Raw genomic sequence first — 17,026 nt, 5'->3', positions numbered from 1 at the left:
TCGGACGGCGTCGTCGGCGTCTTTTGATTTCGACGATGACCGGCTTTTGCGATATGCGCATCGGCATTCCTTTCCTTATGTTCGCCGTCACTTGCCGCGAACGACAGGAAGATTCTTATGGCCTGGGGCTTTCGTTCTCTTTGATGGAGGTCAAAGACGTCGAAATGCTACCCGCTATGCTCCGGTCCATCATGGACGAGAGAGGGGGAGCCCGCATGTTGCCGAGGTTCATCACGGCATTCCTGAAATCTTCCGGAGAGACAGGTGTCGTGCTGATGGAGCACAAGGGCGCACAGCGCGTGGTCATCATCGATCGCGACGCTCTGCAGGAGATCAGCAATCCACCGCGCGCCGATGAGACAAGGCTGCAGGAGCATGTGGGAACGATATGCGAAATCGCCGCCTCCAAGATACGTCTGCAGCCGCAGTCGTCATTTTCCCGGATACGGATATCGAAGGACGATGTCGAGGCGTGGAAGGCGTCGCACAATACGCTCCATTAGGACAAAAGCTGAGCAGCGGCAGCCATCCGGCCCCATGGCCGCATTCGACACGCCGTAGTGGCCGCAGGCCGGTTTTCTTGAGATGTGACCGTGCGGAGTGCGGCGACTGATGGCCTTCGCCTTCAGAAAGTCTAAGAAGACGCTGCGGATCAGTGACCGTCAGCTTCTGCCTGCCGCCCTCGACAATGCCCTCTCTTCGTCCTGCATGCCACCTTCATATTCGTGCCTTTCGGTTTTGCCGCCATCGCACGTCAAGCATCCGAACGGCTACCCGAAGTGAGCGTGTTGCATATATTCGCGGCAGTGATGACGCGGGCAACGCGCGGCCGTACCGGGCGAAAACTGAAATCGAGCCGGATGACCAATATTTCCTACGCCCTGCTTGGCAGCGTTGCACTCGTTCGGCCGCTTGCCGAACTCGTTCCTGCGCTGAACCCGAGATCCTTGCCGTGGCAGCGATCGGCTGGACGGCGGCTTTCGGATTGTTCGTGGTAGAACATGCGCCGCCACTCCTATGGTCGGGACGCAAGCCTCTGGCGATGAAGGGAGGGTGATTATGCTAAAAGCGCTCACGCTGGCAGATGGGAGGCGAGAGCGCCTTGGCAATTGTGACGACCCGCCCCGTGCCCACCGGCATTGAGAGCGTGATCGATCATCCTGTGCACATCAGAAAATGTCAGCCATCGCCAGATGGTCGCGTGCGTCTATAAAGCGCCCGCGCCAAGACTATGGCGCGAGCGACCGAACGACAGATGGCGGCCAGCACGCCGACAGTTTTGCTACGGAGCTGCGCGGAGCGTCAGTGGGCTGTCTGCGAATGCGCGCCGCCGCGCTGTGAGATGCCACCCAGCGCCTTGCCTGTTTCCTTGGCACTGCCTTTCATGGCGAGATCACCAAGCGAGATGATGCCGATGAGCCGCTTTTTTCGGTTCAACACCGGCAATCGCCGGACTCGAAGATCGCCCATGTTATGAAGAACGTCTTCCACGTCTTCGTCCTCGAAGCAGTATTTGACATCGGTACTCATCACGTCCCGTACCTTCGTCTTCGGGCCTCTTCCCTCTGCCACGCCGCGGATGGCGATGTCACGATCGGTGATCATGCCGACCAACCGGTCATTCTCACCCACCGGCAGAACCCCGGTGTCGAGACGTGCCTCGCGCTGCCCAGGCCGAGTAGCTTGGGCTAAAACCAATCAACGCGCACCGGTCGGAAACGTTCCGGACACGGGCCCAGTGGATGACCATCGTGCAAAGTTCGCTTCGCGACTATGGTGGAGCATCAAATCGGCCATTTGCCGGGGCAGGATCATGTCTGCGCAATCGCGGCCTGTGTGACTGGCGCGTCTGTCGCTATGGCTGCTTCCTTCTGCCGGGGGAGACTGATGACCGGACTAAGGCGCATCCTGTGTCAGAGCGGAGCAGACCGGCCAACTTTGACAGCGAGCAAACAGTCGCGCGATTGTTGGTTATGCCTGGCAGGGCCACCGCCCGGCTTGCTGTTTGTCCGCGTCACGCGGGTCATTGTTGATCCAGGACAAGGAAGGCTGCCCCTTCGTCGGCATATGCACATCATGACACTCTCATGAAGGAAGCCGAAATGTCCGATACTCTGGTCGCCAAATATGGCGAGGCCCGCCTGCCACGTTACACCAGCTATCCGACCGCACCCGCGTTTTCGCCGGTCGTCGGGCCGGAACAATATGCGCATGGTCTTTCCGACGTCGCAGCCGCCGGACCCGTCTCCGTCTACCTGCATGTTCCCTTCTGTCGTTCCATGTGCTGGTATTGCGGCTGTCACACGACGATCACGCGTCAGGATGCGCCTGTTCTCGAATATCTCGACATCTTGAGCCAGGAGATCGAACTCGTATCGCAAGCAGCCCGAAACGAGGTTCCGGTCAAGAACGTTCATTTCGGTGGCGGCACGCCGACGATCATGAAGCCGGACGAATTTTTAAGCCTGATGAACAAGCTCAAGAGTGCGTTCCAGTTTACGAGCGACTGCAGCGTTGCGGTGGAGATCGATCCGCGGACGCTGTCGGGCGCAATGATCGCCGCTCTTGGCGAGAACGGCGTCGATCGCGCAAGTCTCGGCGTCCAGAGCTTCGACCCGGTGGTCCAAAAAGCGATCAACCGGATGCAGAGCTTTGAGCAGACTCAGGCCGCCGTGACGGGGCTGCGAGGCTATGGTGTGACGAGCATCAATTTCGATCTCATCTACGGACTTCCATATCAGACCATCCAATCCTGTATCGAAACGGTGAGGACGGCGGTCGAGCTGCGGCCGGAGCGTTTCGCCGTTTTCGGATACGCTCATGTTCCGGCATTCAAGAAGCACCAGCGTCTGATCGACGAAGCTGCACTGCCCGATGCCACGCTACGCAACGAGCAGGCCGAGGCGATTGCCGAGGAGCTGGAGAGCGCCGGATATGTTCGTGTCGGCCTCGACCACTTCGCATTGCCCGACGATCAGCTCGCCATGGCCTCTTTTGCCGGAAACCTGCGGCGGAACTTCCAGGGCTACACGACGGACGAATGCGAAACCCTCATCGGCCTCGGCGCTTCGGCGATCGGCCGGCTGCCTGATGGCTACGTCCAGAACCATGTCGCGCTTGGCCGCTATGCCGAGCGGATAGTCTCGGGAATCCTCGCGACCGCCAAGGGCTATGGGCTGACCAACGAGGATAAGTTTCGTGCCAAAGTGATCGAGCGTCTGATGTGCGACTTCAAGGTCGACCTTGCAAAGCTCGGCGCAGAGGCAGGCTACGATATCGGCTTCCTGGTGGAGCGAAACGACCGGCTGGACAGCCTCGTATCGGATGGCGTGGTTACGCTGGAGAATGGCTGCGTCACCGTTTCGAAGGAACATCGTTTTATGGTCCGCGCCGTCGCAGCGGCCTTCGATGCCTATTTCGGCTCGTTCGGCCGGACGCACAGCAAAGCGGCATGACCTCCGGCTGACCGCTGACACAAGCCGCAGGGGACCAATGGTGATATTCCTGCCATTTACTGCTCGTCTCCCAATAGAACGAAAACCAGGCCGGAAACAATTCCGGCTGGTTTTCGACGTGCGAAAGGCTCTGCGGCACGGTCGCCGAAGGGCTTGTGCCTTGCTTCTGAGTACCATCGACTGGAAGAACAGATCGCTTCGGGCTGATTGAGGCTATCATGGATGGCGGCGAGCGATCCGTCGATCTGCATCTTGCGTCCACGCTCAGCCTACAATGTCTGCAAGCCGCAGATTGCTCGCGGCCGAGGTCCCGTCCGGGCGCCAGCCAGCGCCGGAGCGGCAAGCCAAAGATGATTGAAATGCGCCAATATGCGCAAGATCGCGTGAAAAACCGACCGCAATGGCCAGCACACGTCAACATCACTGCGCCAGATCGTGCGGCTGTTTCCATCGACGCCGACAATAGCGTCAAAGCAAAGGGGAGGTACAGGCGGGGCGCATGGCGCCACCGCCTGTGAGGGTCTTGCGTTATTGGGTGACTTGGGCGACCTGTGCGAGGTCGGCATCAAGGCGCTTGCGCACCATGTTCGGGAGCTTGGCGGTCTTGATGGCTTCGAGGTTGGCGGGGTTGTCGCCGACCTGGATCAGCGCCACCATGCCCATGGCTGCGTGCGGTGTGCACTTGATGACATAGGCGCCGGGAACGTCGAATTTGGCCTGGTATTGCTCACTCGGCTTGGATTTGAATTCCCCAGCCCCATCCGGAATAAGGCCCTTGTAGGTCTCGGCATTGTGGCTCTTGTCGGTGGGCACGAAGGTAACGGTGTCGCCAGGCGCGATCTTGACGAATCCCGGCTCGAAGACCATCGCGCCGTCAGCGCCCTTGTTGAGCATCTGGATCTGATGGTCGGCGGCCATGAGCGGCGCTGCCGATGCCATCAGAACCGCCGCGGCAGCGATCAGGCCAAATTTCAGACGCATTGCATTTCTCCTATCGTTCGGGGCCGATCTTGGCCTCGACTGCGGTTCTAGGGCATGCACGCGACCCACTCTTTGATGCCCGTCAAATTGGCGGCACCAATTCAACCGATTGGTCGCTCTCCCGATGCGGCTTCGACGACGTGCAGCGAAACGGGCGGGGCAGCAGAGGATGCGGATTTTGCGCACACGCAACCCTGACAGGCTCCGACGGACAATCGGATTTCTGGATTCATTGAGAAGGCCAGCGCCCTCGCGTCACCGGGCGTCGATGAGCTCGCGCATTTTCAGGGCGAGGTCGCGGGCCGTATAGGGCTTACGGAGCCATTGCGCGCCGGCGATGACCTCGTTTGCCGCCAGCGCGGGCTCGGAATATCCCGACGTGAAGAGCACGGCGAGGTCAGGCCGTTCAACGCGGGCGGCCCTTGCCAGCTCGTCGCCGGTCATGCCTCCGGGCATAACGATGTCGGTGAACAGAAGCGCGATGTCGGGCTGGTCTTTGAGCAGTTCAAGTGCCCTTCGGCCGTTGTCGGCCTCAAGCACTGAATATCCCATCGCAGCGAGCCTGGCGACCGCAACCCTGCGGACGCGTGCGTCGTCCTCGACCACGAGAACGCGTTCGTCGCCGCCCGGCAAAGGTGATTCGCTTCTTTCGCCAACAGCGGCTTCGTCCCTGGTGCCGGCGCTCGATAGCGCCGGCAGGTAGATGCGGATCGTTGAACCGCGGCCGACCTCGCTATAGATCTGCAGGTGGCCGCCCGATTGCTTGACGAAGCCGTAGACCATGCTGAGGCCCAGCCCGGTCCCGGATCCGACTTCCTTGGTGGTGAAGAAGGGCTCGATCGCGCGCTTCTTGACCTCCTCGCTCATGCCGCCCCCGGTATCGCTCATGGAGACGAGGACGAAGTTGCCACTGCGAACTTCCGGATACATTTTCGCGTAGTCCGCATCGAGCTGCACGCGTGAGACCTCTGTGGTCAGAGCACCGCCTTTCGGCATGGCGTCGCGTGCATTCAGGGCAATGTTGAGGATCGCGTTCTGCAGCTGGGAACTATCGACCAGCACGTTGAAATCGGACCCCGAAAGAACGGTCGATAATTTGATGTTTTCCCCGAGCGTCCTTCGCAACAGGTCCGAAAAGCCTATGACGAGCTGGCCGAGATCGGCCTGCTTCGGGTTCAGTGGCTGGCGTCTTCCGAAGGCCAGCAACTGGCCCGTGAGCTTTGCCCCGTCTGCGGCGGCATCCTGCGCCTCCCGCAGCATGTCGCGCAGCGGACCTGCCGGGAGCCTGTCCTCGATCATTTCCAGATTGCCGCTGATCACGGTCAGCAGATTGTTGAAATCGTGCGCCAGCCCACCGGTCAACTGACCCACGGCTTCCATCTTCTGGGCCTGGCGAAGATCCTCTTCGATCTTGAACCTGCTGGTCAGATCGCGAACGAAGCCGGTGAAAATCCGTTCGCCGTTTGCCGTCGCCTCGCCGACATGAAGCTCCATCGGAAACTGAGTGCCGTCAGCGCGCCGGCCGGTTACCACGCGTCCGTAACCGATGATCCGCTTCTCGCCCGTCTGCAGATAGTGGTCGATATATCCGTCATGGGCCGCGCGATAGGGTTCGGGCATCAGCTTCTTGACGTTCTGGCCGCAGATCTCGTCGGAAGTGAAGCCGAAGAGCGCCTCGGCTGCCTTGCTGAACGACATGACATTGCCGTTCTGGTCGATGACGACCATGGCATCGGGTACGGTATCGAGGATGGAAGACAGATGCGCCTCACGCGCCCGTACGGCCTCTTCCGCCCTGCGTAAGGCACTGACGTCGCTGTTTGCCTCGATGATCACGGGATCGCCGTCGGGCAGATTGACGAGCACGCAGCGGGTTGCCACGTATATGTCGTGACCGTTCTTGTGGCGATGCACGACCTCGCCCTGCCAGAAGCCTCGCGTCGTTAAATGTGCGCGTACGGCCTCCATCGGCTCAGGAAAGCGGGTATCGAGCAAGGCGTAGACAGGTTCGCCTACGGCCTCTTCCCGAGACCAGCCGTACATGCTCTCGCTGCCGATCGACCAATGGGTGATCGTGCCTTCGAGCCGGTGCACGATGATGTCGGCCCCGTCGAGAACATGCACGAGCGCGTCCAGTTCCTGGGGCGATGCGGTGCGCGGCGAGATCAGACGATGAGGCATAGACACTCGTTCCATATTCAGTGGACGCTACTCCTATGGCAGGTTCTATCCGAAAAATCATCCACATTGCCCGACAGCTGCGCGAGGCGGGCGAGATTGACGATGCGCAGATTGTGGCGTCCGTCCGGAACGACGATCTTCCTCTGAGCGAGCTTGCTGATCGAACGCGATACGGTCTCGATGGTCAGGCCGAGATAATCGGCGATATCCTGCCGGCTCATTGGCACCTCAAGCAGGCCCTGGCGGAGTGAGCCGCTGTCACGGGTCGCAAGCTTCATGAGGAAGGTGCAGAGACGTTCCTCGGCATTTTTCCTGGACAGAAGCACCAACTGATCGCGGGCCGACGCGGTCTCCCGGCAGAGCAGGTTGATATAGGCCGGTCGCAGAAGCTCGGAGCGCTCGACCTCTTCCTGGAACTGCTTGCGCGAGAGGCGGCGAATCCTGCAATCCGTCACGGCTTCGGCGGTAAAAAGGAAATCCCCCTGCAGGAACGAGCCGACGACGTCGCCGGGGAAGTGAAAGGCGGTTATGACCCGGCGTCCGTCGCCAATGATGCGATGAAGACGCACGACGCCTTCGGTGATCTGGAACAGATGCCGTGCGGCATCCCCCTCCCAACAGATCGCCTTTCCCGCCTCGATCGTTTCGTTCGCCGACATCTGGAAAAGCGACGACAGGCAATTGCCCTGAACCGCATCCGCGCCAAGATCGACGTTCTCGAATGCCTGGTGGCCTTGCATCAACATCCCAATGATCCCCGTGCCTTGATTGAGTGTGAAGCCAATAGAAAAGGCGTTCGGTCACAGCGGAATGAGCGGACGGTGCCAAAGGGTAAGAAACTGTAACAGTCTGTAACAACGGGCAAAGCCCCGTCCTCGTTGACCTGGATCAAGGAATGGGTGAGCTCTCCATGACAGTCGTTTCTCAAAGTACGAGAAAGGCGATCGCTCTGTGGTCGTCTGCGCACTGGGGACGTCATCATGAACTATACTACGGAAACCATGGTGGTCGCCGTGGCAGCATTCCTGGCACTGCTTGGCGCTGCTTTCGCTCACGACCAACTCTTTTCAATCCACATGGGAATATTGAGCTTTTGCCTTTTTGCGGGAACGCTGCTTCTCGTCAGAAAGGTGGATTTCTCGCCGGCGGGGCGCCTGCCGAAGGGCGATCCCTCGGGCTATTTCGACGAGGTGATTCGCTATGGCTTGATTGCCACCGTGTTTTGGGGCGTCGTCGGCTTCCTCGTCGGCGTTGTCGTTGCGGCGCAGTTGGCCTTCCCGGATCTCAATTTCGCTCCTTATCTGAATTTCGGCAGGCTCCGGCCCGTCCATACCTCGGCGGTCATCTTCGCCTTTGGCGGCAACGCGCTGATCATGACGTCCTTCTACGTCGTCCAGCGCACCTGTCACGCGCGCCTGTTCGGCGGAAGTCTCGCCTGGTTCGTCTTCTGGGGCTACCAGCTGTTCATCGTCATGGCGGCGACCGGCTATGTCCTCGGCATCAACCAGGCGCGCGAATATGCCGAGCCTGAATGGTACGTAGACCTGTGGCTGACCATCGTCTGGGTCGCCTATCTCGCCGTCTTCCTCGGCACCATCCTGAAGCGCAAGGAACCACATATCTATGTGGCGAACTGGTTTTACCTCGCCTTCATCGTGACGATCGCCATGCTGCACGTCGTCAACAATCTCGCCGTACCGGCCTCCTTCCTCGGCTCGAAGAGCTATTCGCTGTTTTCAGGCGTTCAGGACGCGCTGACACAGTGGTGGTATGGCCATAACGCCGTCGGCTTCTTCCTAACTGCCGGCTTCCTGGGGATGATGTATTATTTCGTGCCCAAGCAGGCCAATCGTCCCATCTATTCCTACCGGCTGTCGATCATCCACTTCTGGGCTCTGATCTTCATGTATATCTGGGCTGGGCCGCATCATCTGCACTATACCGCGCTACCCGACTGGGCGCAGACGCTGGGCATGGTCTTCTCGGTCATGCTCTGGATGCCCTCCTGGGGCGGTATGATCAACGGTCTGATGACGCTGTCTGGCGCCTGGGACAAGATCCGCACCGATCCCATCATCCGCATGATGGTCGTCGCCATCGCCTTTTACGGCATGTCGACCTTCGAAGGCCCGATGATGTCGGTCAAGGCCGTGAACTCGCTCAGTCACTACACCGAATGGACCATCGGTCACGTGCATTCGGGCGCGCTCGGCTGGGTCGGCATGATCACCTTCGGGGCGATCTACTACATGACGCCGAAGCTGTGGGGCCGCCAACGCCTCTACAGCCTGCGCATGATCAACTGGCACTTCTGGCTCGCAACGCTCGGCATCGTCGTCTATGCCGCGGTCCTGTGGGTCGCCGGCATCCAGCAGGGCCTGATGTGGCGCGAATATAATTCCCAGGGCTTCCTCGTCTATTCCTTCGCCGAAACCGTGGCTGCGATGTTCCCCTATTACGTGCTGCGCACGCTTGGCGGTGGCCTCTACCTGGCCGGCGGCCTCGTGATGGCCTGGAACGTTTTCATGACCATCCGCGGTCATCTGCGCGACGAAGCCGAAATTCCTTCTGCCTATGTGCCGCAGGCACAGGCTGCCGAGTGAGGTGACACATGGCATCAATCCTGGACAAACATCAGATCCTCGAGAAAAACGCGACCCTTCTTCTGGTTGGCTCGCTACTCGTGGTCAGCATCGGCGGTATCGTCGAGATCGCGCCGCTGTTCTATCTTCAGAACACGATCGAGAAGGTGGAGGGAATGCGTCCCTATACGCCGCTCGAGCTGGCAGGCCGCAACGTCTACATCCGCGAGGGCTGCTATCTCTGCCACAGCCAGATGATCAGGCCGTTCCGCGACGAGGTGGAGCGCTACGGCCACTACTCGCTGGCTGCCGAATCCATGTACGACCATCCCTTCCAATGGGGTTCCAAACGCACCGGTCCGGATCTGGCACGCGTGGGCGGCCGCTATTCCAACGAGTGGCATGTCCAGCACCTGTCGAACCCGCGGGCCGTCGTGCCGGAATCGATCATGCCGAGCTATGCCTTCCTTAGCGCGCGCGAGGTCACCGTCAAGGATGTCGGCATGGACCTTAAAGCAAATGTGGATGTCGGCGTGCCCTACAGCGACGACATGATCGCCAATGCCGAGGCGGACATGAAGGTGCAGGCCGACCCGAATGCCGATACGACCGCGCTTCTCGCGCGCTATCCCAAGGCCAAGGTTGGCGACTTCGACGGTGATCCTTCGAAGCTCACCGAGATGGACGCCCTGGTGGCCTATCTGCAGATGCTCGGCACGCTCGTCGACTTCTCGACCTATGACGACGCCACCGGCTACCGATGAGGGGAAACATGGAAACCTACACCGCAATGCGGCACTTCGCCGACAGCTGGGGCCTCCTGGCAATGACGGCCTTCTTCGTCGGAGCAGTGATTTTTACGCTCCGTCCCGGCGGCAAGCAGGCTGCCAAGGACGCGGCCAACATTCCCCTGAAGGATGATTGAGATGTCGGAAAAACACATCGATGAAATCAGCGGCGTCGAGACGACCGGCCATGAATGGGATGGCATCCGTGAACTGAACAATCCAATGCCCCGGTGGTGGGTCTGGACTTTCTACGCGACGATTCTGTGGGCGATGGGCTATGCCATCGCCTATCCGGCCATACCGATGATCACATCGGCCACGAAGGGCTATTTCGGCTTTTCCAGCCGTGCCGAGCTGCAGCAGGATCTTGACCTGGCCAAGGCGTCGCAGACGAAGTTCCACGACATGATCGCTGCCAAGACCGTGCAGGAAATCGATGCCGATCCCGGCCTTCGCGAATTCGCGATCGCCGGCGGCGCCTCCGCCTTTAAGGTCAACTGTGCTCCGTGCCACGGTTCGGGTGCAAGTGGCGGACCGGGTTTTCCCAACCTCAACGACGACGACTGGCTCTGGGGCGGCGACCTTGATTCCATCCAGACGACGATTGCCCACGGCATCCGCTTCGACGGTGACACAGACACGCATGTCTCCGAAATGCCGGCCTTCGTCGACATGCTCGACAAGGATCAGATACGGCAGGTCGCAGCCTATGTCTGGAGCCTGACGAACAAGCCATCAAACGAAGCCCTCGTGGAACCCGGCAAGCAGCTGTTCATCGACAATTGTGCAGCTTGTCACGGCGAGGATGCCAAGGGCAAGCCGGATATGGGCGCGCCTGATCTTGCCGATGCCATCTGGCTTAAGGGCAGGGGCGAGGACGCCATCGCTCGCCAGGTCGCGGCTCCGAAGCATGGTGTCATGCCGGCCTGGTCCGTGCGCCTCGGAGACACCACCGTCAAGGAGCTCACCGTCTTCGTCCATGCGCTTGGCGGCGGCAAATGAGGGGTGGGCACGATGACGAACCATGACCATAATGCCCTCCTTGAGCTTTACGGCACGCCACGCGCGGTGATCCACTCGCGTGTATCGATACGGGCAAGGGCCGTCCCACCGGCCTGTGAGCAGGAAGATCCCGCAAGGATCGGCAGTTCGATCGTAAGCTTGATCTGCCTCAAAGATCACAACCCGACGAGCCGCTAGATCTGTAAACGAGGACGTCCCAGCGGCTTCTCCCCGTTGTCCTCTCGGCCGTGCCCCCCTCTCCCGGGCGCGGCCTTTTCTCCTTGCTCAAACGCAAAGAGCGACTGAACGCAATTGCCTATGCCTATCGGTTGCCCGGCTCCTTCAGGGCTGCATCTCCTGCCCGGGCAAGGCCTTCTCCCCGCGGACCCACGTTCTTGACATGAATCAAGGATCGCGTGTCGGAAACGGAGGAGAAGGGCAGTCACAAACCGGAACAGGCCCATGAACCTCTACACAGCACCCGATCCCGAATCAGTGGAACGCGTCAACGCGGAACCGGTCAACGCCCGCCGCAACCGTCAGCCGCTTTATGCAGCGCGCAAGAAGGTCTTCCCCAAACGGGCCGAAGGACGTTTCCGACGCTTCAAATGGATCGTGATGCTGATCACGCTGGCGATTTACTATCTTGCACCCTGGATCCGCTGGGATCGCGGACCCTATGCGCCCGACCAGGCGATCCTGATCGACCTGTCGTCGCGTCGTTTCTTCTTCTTCTTCATCGAGATCTGGCCGCAGGAATTCTACTATGTTGCCGGATTGCTGGTCATGGCGGGCTTCGGGCTGTTTCTGGTCACCTCGGCCGTTGGCCGCGCATGGTGCGGTTATGCCTGTCCACAGACGGTCTGGGTCGATCTCTTTCTCGTCGTCGAGCGTGCCATCGAAGGCGATCGCAATGCGAGAATGAAGCTCGACGCCGGACCGTGGACGTTCGACAAGCTCCGCAAGCGCCTGCTCAAGCATGCGATCTGGCTTATTATCGGCGTCTTCACCGGCGGTGCCTGGGTGTTCTATTTCGCCGATGCGCCGACCCTCATCAAAGGGCTCTTCACCGGCCAGGCTCCGGCTGTCGCTTATGCCACAGTGGCTATTCTGACAGCGACCACCTACGTTTTCGGCGGGCTCCTGCGCGAACAGGTCTGCACCTATATGTGCCCCTGGCCGCGCATCCAGGGCGCCATGCTCGACGAGAACTCGCTGGTCGTGACCTATAATGACTGGCGCGGAGAACAGCGCTCGCGCCATGCCAAGAAGACGCAGGCGGAGGGACAGGCCGTTGGCGACTGTGTCGACTGCAATGCCTGCGTTGCGGTCTGTCCGATGGGCATCGATATCCGCGATGGCCAGCAGTTGGAGTGCATCACCTGCGCGCTCTGCATCGATGCGTGCGACAACGTCATGGACAAGATCGGCAAGCCGCGCGGCCTTATCGCCTATGCGACGCTCAGCGAATATGCGAGCAATATGAACATCGCCACGGACGGGGGTAGGACATCCGTCCAGCCGGCACGCGTCAGAAATCCGGACGGTTCCTTTATCGACGGCATTCGGCATTTCGACTGGCGCATCATCTTCCGGCCGCGCCTCGTCTTCTATGCAACTATCTGGACCTGCATCGGCATTGCCATGCTCGTGCACTTGTCGATCCGCGAACGGCTGGAGCTCAATGTCATTCATGACCGCAATCCGCAATATGTGCTGGAAAGCGACGGATCGATCCGCAACGGATACACGCTGCGCGTCCTCAACATGGTTCCCAAACCGCGCACGATCGAACTGACCCTGTCGGGCATCGACGGCGCGACGATGCGGATTCCTGAACTCGGCAAGGAGGAAGGACGTCGGTTTATGATCGACGCCGCGCCTGACGCTGCCACGACCCTCAAGGTATTCGTCACCCGCAAGCCGACGGGCGATGCCGTCAACGAGTTCCTCTTTTCGATCGAAGATGCCGACCATGCCGATCGCGCGACCTATCGAGCTGCATTCAACGCCCCAGGAGATGTCAGATGAGCACCCGTACGCAAGGATTCACCGGCACGCATATGCTGCTGGCGACGTGTGCCTTTTTCGGCGTCATTATTGCCGTCAACTTTACGATGGCCTGGTACGCTTCGTCGAGCTGGAGCGGGCTCGTGGTCGAAAACACCTATGTCGCCAGCCAGGAATTCAATGAGAAGGCCGCCGCCATGAAGGCGATGGCTGCCTCCGGGATCACCGGCAAGCTCTCGCTGAAGAGCGATGAAATCCACTACGATATCACCAACAGAGACGGTTCGCCGGCCGCTGTCGACGACATCGTGGCCAATTTCAAACGGCCGGTCGGCGATCACGAGGATTTTCGCGTTGCCCTGACCAAACTCTCTGAAGGCCGGTTCGAGGCGGATCACGCGATCGCGGCAGGGGACTGGATCGTCGAGGTGACCTCTCGCCGCAGCGGCGAAATCGTCATGCACGAGGCCGTGCGCATCGACACTGCGGAGTTTGGCCAATGACCTGCTGCACCATGAATGCGGACGGCGTGCTGGCAATGAGTACGACCTCCTTCAGCGCCGAGGAGGTCGGCCTTGCCAGCCACGCGCTCGGCGGTGGCCTTCGTCAGCTCGATCTCAGCGTGCCTGACGTCCATTGCGGCGCCTGCATATCGACCATTGAGCGGGCCTTGTCGGCTTTGCCCTACGTGCGAAAGGCCAGAGTGAACCTCACCTCCAGGCGCGTGAGCTGCGTCTATGCCGAGGAGATGGACAACAAAGCGGTTGATCCTACGGGCATTACCACCGCAATCAGCGCGACCGGATACAGGGTTCATCTCTTCGCGCCGCTTGCACCGGAAAACGACAAGACAAAAAACCAGCTTCTCCTTGCGGTCGGGGTTGCGGGTTTTGCCGCTGCAAACATCATGCTGCTGTCGGTATCCGTCTGGTCCGGTGCGGATGCCGCGACGCGTGACATGTTCCATTGGATCTCGGCAATGATCGCCGCGCCTGCGCTTATCTATTCGGGCCGGTTCTTCTTTCGGTCGGCCTGGAACGCGTTGAAAAGCGGACGCACGAACATGGATGTGCCGATCTCACTTGCTGTGACGCTCTCTTATGCCGTTTCGCTCTGGGAGACGATGCATCACGGCGAGCACGCCTGGTTCGACGCGACCGTATCGCTGCTGTTCTTCCTGCTGATCGGCCGCACCCTCGACCACATCATGCGTGAGAAGGCGCGCGCAGCGATCAACGGGCTGGCGCGGCTTGCCCCGCGAGGAGCGCTGGTGGTAGCGGCCGACGGATCGAGACGTTACGTGGCAATAGAGGAAATTGTCGTCGGGGACGAGATTGCTGTGGCGGCCGGCGACCGCATTCCCGTCGACGGTATCGTCGCCAGCGGCGAGAGCGATCTCGACCTGTCGATCGTGACCGGTGAGAGCCGTCCGGTCGCCGTCAATCCCGGCACGGAAATCCATTCCGGGGCAATGAACCTGACAGGCTCGCTCACCGTGCGCGCAACCAAGCTCGCGCGCAACTCTCTGCTTGCCGAGATCATCGGCCTCATGGAGGCCGCCGAAGGCGGACGGGCGCGCTACCGGCGGATCGCCGACAGGGCTGCGGCACTCTATTCGCCCGCCGTGCACCTGCTTGCGCTGGTGTCGTTTCTGGCTTGGGGGATCATCGGCGGAGACTGGAAGCAAGCGATGCTCGTCGGCGTTGCCGTGCTCATCATTACTTGCCCATGCGCTCTTGGGCTCGCCGTTCCGGTCGTACAGGTCGTGGCAGCCGGCGAGCTCTTTCGCAGGGGCGTCATGGTCAAGGACGGTTCCGCGCTCGAGCGGCTTGCCGAGATCGATGCCGTCGCCTTCGACAAGACGGGGACGCTGACGCTTGGACAACCGAGGCTCGTACGGACCGAGGCCGACAATATCGGGAGCATTGCGATCGCCGCGGCACTTGCACAGCATTCCAGGCATCCGCTCTCGCAGTCGCTTGCCCGCCATGCTGATCTAGCCGAGCAATTCGAGCGTGTGGTGGAGGTCGCTGGCGGCGGTCTTGAAGCCGCGCGTGGGGATCTCGTCTACAGGCTCGGAAACGCATCCTTCGCCTGCGGCAAGGCCGAGACCGCGACATCAGACAGTCCGCTTTCCGAAGTCGTGCTTTCGGCAAACGGAGTGGCGCTGGCACGCTTCTTCTTCGATGATACGCTTCGTCCGGGAGCTGGCGAAGCGGTCGCCGATCTGGAGTCGGCCGGTCTCCAGACGCTGATTTTTTCGGGGGATCGCCAATCTGTCGTCGACAGTACGGCACGCAGCCTCGGCGTCGATCGCGCCCTTGGCGCACTGACCCCGAAACAGAAGGTGGAAGCCTGCGAAGCTTTGCAGGAAGAGGGGCGCCGCGTTCTGATGGTCGGCGACGGCATCAATGATGCCCCTGCGCTGGCCGCAGCCCATGTCTCGATGGCGCCATCCAGCGCTTCCGACATCGGGCGCCAGGCGGCCGACCTCGTCTTCTTCAACGAGAGGCTCGATGCAGTACCCGACGCAATCCAGATCGCCCGGCGCTCGGCTGCTCTCATCCGGCAGAATTTCGCGCTGGCGATCGGCTACAACATCCTTGCCGTGCCGATAGCGATCGCCGGCCTTGCGACCCCGCTGATCGCCGCCGTGGCGATGTCGACCTCTTCGATCATCGTCGTCACCAACGCCCTGCGTCTGAACGCCTTTACAGCGCGAAGGACTCTCCTGACGGCTTCGCAGAGACCGATCCGCAATCAGGAGGTCGAAGCCGCATGAACATGCTCATCTATCTGATCCCGATCGCGCTTTTCATGGGCGGCCTCGGGCTGGCGGCATTCCTCTGGTCCCTGAAAAGCGGTCAGTATGATGATCTGGAGGGCGCTTCCTGGCGGGTGATTGCCGACGATGATTCCGATCCGACCGCGACGTGATCACGTCAGCCGGGAAAAAGATGTTCTTCCACAATGAAGGGCGTTTACGGTCATACCATGTCTCATGGGCTGAGCGAGGATGCTGCAGGATGACTTGCCGCCGTCGCACGGTGCGGGGTCTGCGCGAAGGGCTCAACGGTCAGCATCAAAAATGTCATTCTGCTGCACGAGGTCTGTTAGCGACGATCACGCGGCCTTCCGAAGCTATGCTGACGGACGCTATCGTGGTGAAGCTCGCCAGGCGAGCCAGTCATCACAAGGTTTCTTTGGGAACTATCGTATAAGGCGCTGAGAGCGGTGGCGCTGGCCGAATTCCTGCGCTATCTCATTGCAGGTCGAAACCGAGCTCAATGAGAACAATGGAACCGGACCGTATTCTGGTGGTCGATGACGACGTGCGGATCAGGCAGATGCTGGTGCGTTACTTCGAAGACAACGGATTTAAGGTGAACGCGGTCGCGAACGGCGCGGCGATGCGTTCCGAACTTGCCAAGAACTCATACGCGGCAATTTTTCTCGATCTGGTGCTCCCGAACGGCGAGAATGGTCTCGAGTTGCTTCGGGAGCTTCGAAGCACATCCGACGTGCCGGTTCTCATGCTGACCGGTCAGGACGATGTCACGGACAAGGTCGTCGGCCTTGAGATCGGCGCCGATGATTACATCGCCAAGCCCTTTCACCTGAGGGAGCTGCTGGCCCGTCTCAGGACAATTCTGCGACGTCGCACGTCCTCGGACGCCACCCGCGCCTCCAATGGAGAAGACGAAACGCTCGCCTTCGAAGGCTGGTGCCTCGATGTGTCTCGGAGACGATTGACCTCACCCCAGGGCGACGACGTTGCCTTGACAACGGGCGAGTTCGACATGCTGCTCGTGTTCGTGCGCAATCCCGGCCGCGTTCTTTCGCGCGACACCCTCATGGATCTGACGAGAAACCGCAATCTCGAAGCCTTCGATCGCGCAATCGACGCCCAGATCGTCCGTTTGCGCAAGAAGATCGAGGATGATCCAAAGAGCCCGGATCTCATCCAGTCGGTGCGCGGCGTCGGTTATGTCTTCACTGGGCGACCGGAACGAACACCGAAATAATT

At 60.4% G+C, this 17,026-nt stretch carries 16 protein-coding genes and 1 pseudogene; 13 read left to right on the top strand and 4 right to left on the bottom strand.

Annotation, left to right across the window (positions count from 1 at the left end):
- The first annotated feature begins 53 nt into the window (after window positions 1-53).
- Together KQ933_RS33605 and KQ933_RS28940 are read left to right on the top strand one after the other, a co-directional pair.
- The gene (locus tag KQ933_RS33605) at window positions 54-503 is read left to right on the top strand and encodes a hypothetical protein (RefSeq protein ID WP_253958361.1); all 450 of its coding nucleotides are present in this window, start codon (window positions 54-56) and stop codon (window positions 501-503) included.
- A 222-nt stretch (window positions 504-725) separates the two neighbouring features.
- Window positions 726-998, top strand: a complete 273-nt coding sequence (locus tag KQ933_RS28940) for an NnrS family protein (protein WP_253958360.1) — start codon at window positions 726-728, stop codon at window positions 996-998.
- A 304-nt stretch (window positions 999-1,302) separates the two neighbouring features.
- Here KQ933_RS28940 and KQ933_RS28935 read toward each other — a convergent pair.
- A pseudogene (locus KQ933_RS28935) lies at window positions 1,303-1,656 on the bottom strand (CBS domain-containing protein); the annotation flags it as partial.
- Between the two features lie 446 nt (window positions 1,657-2,102).
- Here KQ933_RS28935 and hemN point away from each other — a divergent pair.
- Window positions 2,103-3,455 (top strand): oxygen-independent coproporphyrinogen III oxidase, encoded by a 1,353-nt coding sequence (gene hemN, locus KQ933_RS28930; protein WP_216759421.1) that lies wholly within the window; start codon window positions 2,103-2,105, stop codon window positions 3,453-3,455.
- Window positions 3,456-3,983: 528 nt separating this feature from the next.
- Here hemN and KQ933_RS28925 read toward each other — a convergent pair.
- The 3 genes from KQ933_RS28925 to KQ933_RS28915 all read right to left on the bottom strand — a co-directional run bounded on the left by KQ933_RS28925 (window position 3,984) and on the right by KQ933_RS28915 (window position 7,363).
- Window positions 3,984-4,436, bottom strand: coding sequence for a pseudoazurin (locus KQ933_RS28925; protein ID WP_216759420.1), 453 nt, complete (start codon window positions 4,434-4,436; stop codon window positions 3,984-3,986).
- A gap of 255 nt (window positions 4,437-4,691) precedes the next feature.
- Window positions 4,692-6,617: a PAS domain-containing sensor histidine kinase gene (locus KQ933_RS28920; RefSeq protein ID WP_216759419.1), complete on the bottom strand. Its 1,926-nt coding sequence runs from the start codon at window positions 6,615-6,617 to the stop codon at window positions 4,692-4,694.
- Window positions 6,618-6,634: 17 nt separating this feature from the next.
- Entirely contained in the window at window positions 6,635-7,363 is a 729-nt protein-coding gene (locus tag KQ933_RS28915; RefSeq protein WP_216759418.1) for a Crp/Fnr family transcriptional regulator, read from the bottom strand.
- Between the two features lie 234 nt (window positions 7,364-7,597).
- Here KQ933_RS28915 and ccoN point away from each other — a divergent pair, with 234 nt between their 5' ends.
- The 10 genes from ccoN (at window position 7,598) to KQ933_RS28870 (ending at window position 17,024) form a co-directional block, all read left to right on the top strand.
- The gene (gene ccoN / locus KQ933_RS28910; RefSeq protein ID WP_216759417.1) at window positions 7,598-9,220 is read left to right on the top strand and encodes a cytochrome-c oxidase, cbb3-type subunit I; all 1,623 of its coding nucleotides are present in this window, start codon (window positions 7,598-7,600) and stop codon (window positions 9,218-9,220) included.
- An 8-nt stretch (window positions 9,221-9,228) separates the two neighbouring features.
- Window positions 9,229-9,963, top strand: a complete 735-nt coding sequence (ccoO, locus tag KQ933_RS28905; RefSeq protein WP_216759416.1) for a cytochrome-c oxidase, cbb3-type subunit II — start codon at window positions 9,229-9,231, stop codon at window positions 9,961-9,963.
- An 8-nt stretch (window positions 9,964-9,971) separates the two neighbouring features.
- The gene (locus KQ933_RS28900; protein WP_216759415.1) at window positions 9,972-10,124 is read left to right on the top strand and encodes a cbb3-type cytochrome c oxidase subunit 3; all 153 of its coding nucleotides are present in this window, start codon (window positions 9,972-9,974) and stop codon (window positions 10,122-10,124) included.
- A gap of 1 nt (window position 10,125) precedes the next feature.
- Entirely contained in the window at window positions 10,126-10,989 is an 864-nt protein-coding gene (gene ccoP, locus KQ933_RS28895; RefSeq protein WP_216759414.1) for a cytochrome-c oxidase, cbb3-type subunit III, read from the top strand.
- A 12-nt stretch (window positions 10,990-11,001) separates the two neighbouring features.
- A complete protein-coding gene (locus KQ933_RS33600; protein ID WP_253958359.1) occupies window positions 11,002-11,187 on the top strand; it encodes a hypothetical protein in 186 nt (61 codons plus the stop codon).
- A gap of 264 nt (window positions 11,188-11,451) precedes the next feature.
- The gene (gene ccoG / locus KQ933_RS28890) at window positions 11,452-13,020 is read left to right on the top strand and encodes a cytochrome c oxidase accessory protein CcoG (protein WP_216759413.1); all 1,569 of its coding nucleotides are present in this window, start codon (window positions 11,452-11,454) and stop codon (window positions 13,018-13,020) included.
- Window positions 13,017-13,502, top strand: coding sequence for a FixH family protein (locus tag KQ933_RS28885; protein ID WP_216759412.1), 486 nt, complete (start codon window positions 13,017-13,019; stop codon window positions 13,500-13,502). Before ccoG ends, KQ933_RS28885 begins: the two co-directional genes overlap by 4 nt.
- Complete coding sequence (locus KQ933_RS28880) at window positions 13,499-15,781, top strand: cation-translocating P-type ATPase (RefSeq protein ID WP_216759411.1); 2,283 nt, start codon at window positions 13,499-13,501, stop codon at window positions 15,779-15,781. Before KQ933_RS28885 ends, KQ933_RS28880 begins: the two co-directional genes overlap by 4 nt.
- On the top strand, window positions 15,778-15,936 hold the full coding sequence (gene ccoS / locus KQ933_RS28875) for a cbb3-type cytochrome oxidase assembly protein CcoS (protein ID WP_007823792.1): 159 nt from the start codon (window positions 15,778-15,780) through the stop codon (window positions 15,934-15,936). The genes KQ933_RS28880 and ccoS overlap by 4 nt, the downstream gene beginning before the upstream one ends.
- 350 nt (window positions 15,937-16,286) lie before the next feature.
- Window positions 16,287-17,024: a response regulator gene (locus KQ933_RS28870; protein ID WP_216759410.1), complete on the top strand. Its 738-nt coding sequence runs from the start codon at window positions 16,287-16,289 to the stop codon at window positions 17,022-17,024.
- The last annotated feature ends 2 nt before the right edge of the window (window positions 17,025-17,026 follow it).

The sequence above is a fragment of the Rhizobium sp. WYJ-E13 genome (assembly GCF_018987265.1).
Classification (GTDB): domain Bacteria; phylum Pseudomonadota; class Alphaproteobacteria; order Rhizobiales; family Rhizobiaceae; genus Rhizobium.
This window is presented reverse-complemented; position numbering and strand designations above follow the sequence as displayed.

Excerpts from the sequence above, each read along its gene's own strand:
- KQ933_RS33605 (WP_253958361.1), top strand. The coding sequence starts at position 54 with ATGCGCATCGGCATTCCTTTCCTTATGTTCGCCGTCACTTGCCGCGAA.
- hemN (WP_216759421.1), top strand. The coding sequence starts at position 2,103 with ATGTCCGATACTCTGGTCGCCAAATATGGCGAGGCCCGCCTGCCACGT.
- KQ933_RS28925 (WP_216759420.1), bottom strand. The coding sequence starts at position 4,436 with ATGCGTCTGAAATTTGGCCTGATCGCTGCCGCGGCGGTTCTGATGGCA.
- KQ933_RS28920 (WP_216759419.1), bottom strand. The coding sequence starts at position 6,617 with ATGCCTCATCGTCTGATCTCGCCGCGCACCGCATCGCCCCAGGAACTG.
- KQ933_RS28915 (WP_216759418.1), bottom strand. The coding sequence starts at position 7,363 with ATGTTGATGCAAGGCCACCAGGCATTCGAGAACGTCGATCTTGGCGCG.
- ccoN (WP_216759417.1), top strand. The coding sequence starts at position 7,598 with ATGAACTATACTACGGAAACCATGGTGGTCGCCGTGGCAGCATTCCTG.
- ccoO (WP_216759416.1), top strand. The coding sequence starts at position 9,229 with ATGGCATCAATCCTGGACAAACATCAGATCCTCGAGAAAAACGCGACC.
- KQ933_RS28900 (WP_216759415.1), top strand. The coding sequence starts at position 9,972 with ATGGAAACCTACACCGCAATGCGGCACTTCGCCGACAGCTGGGGCCTC.
- ccoP (WP_216759414.1), top strand. The coding sequence starts at position 10,126 with ATGTCGGAAAAACACATCGATGAAATCAGCGGCGTCGAGACGACCGGC.
- KQ933_RS33600 (WP_253958359.1), top strand. The coding sequence starts at position 11,002 with ATGACGAACCATGACCATAATGCCCTCCTTGAGCTTTACGGCACGCCA.
- ccoG (WP_216759413.1), top strand. The coding sequence starts at position 11,452 with ATGAACCTCTACACAGCACCCGATCCCGAATCAGTGGAACGCGTCAAC.
- KQ933_RS28885 (WP_216759412.1), top strand. The coding sequence starts at position 13,017 with ATGAGCACCCGTACGCAAGGATTCACCGGCACGCATATGCTGCTGGCG.
- KQ933_RS28880 (WP_216759411.1), top strand. The coding sequence starts at position 13,499 with ATGACCTGCTGCACCATGAATGCGGACGGCGTGCTGGCAATGAGTACG.
- ccoS (WP_007823792.1), top strand. The coding sequence starts at position 15,778 with ATGAACATGCTCATCTATCTGATCCCGATCGCGCTTTTCATGGGCGGC.
- KQ933_RS28870 (WP_216759410.1), top strand. The coding sequence starts at position 16,287 with ATGAGAACAATGGAACCGGACCGTATTCTGGTGGTCGATGACGACGTG.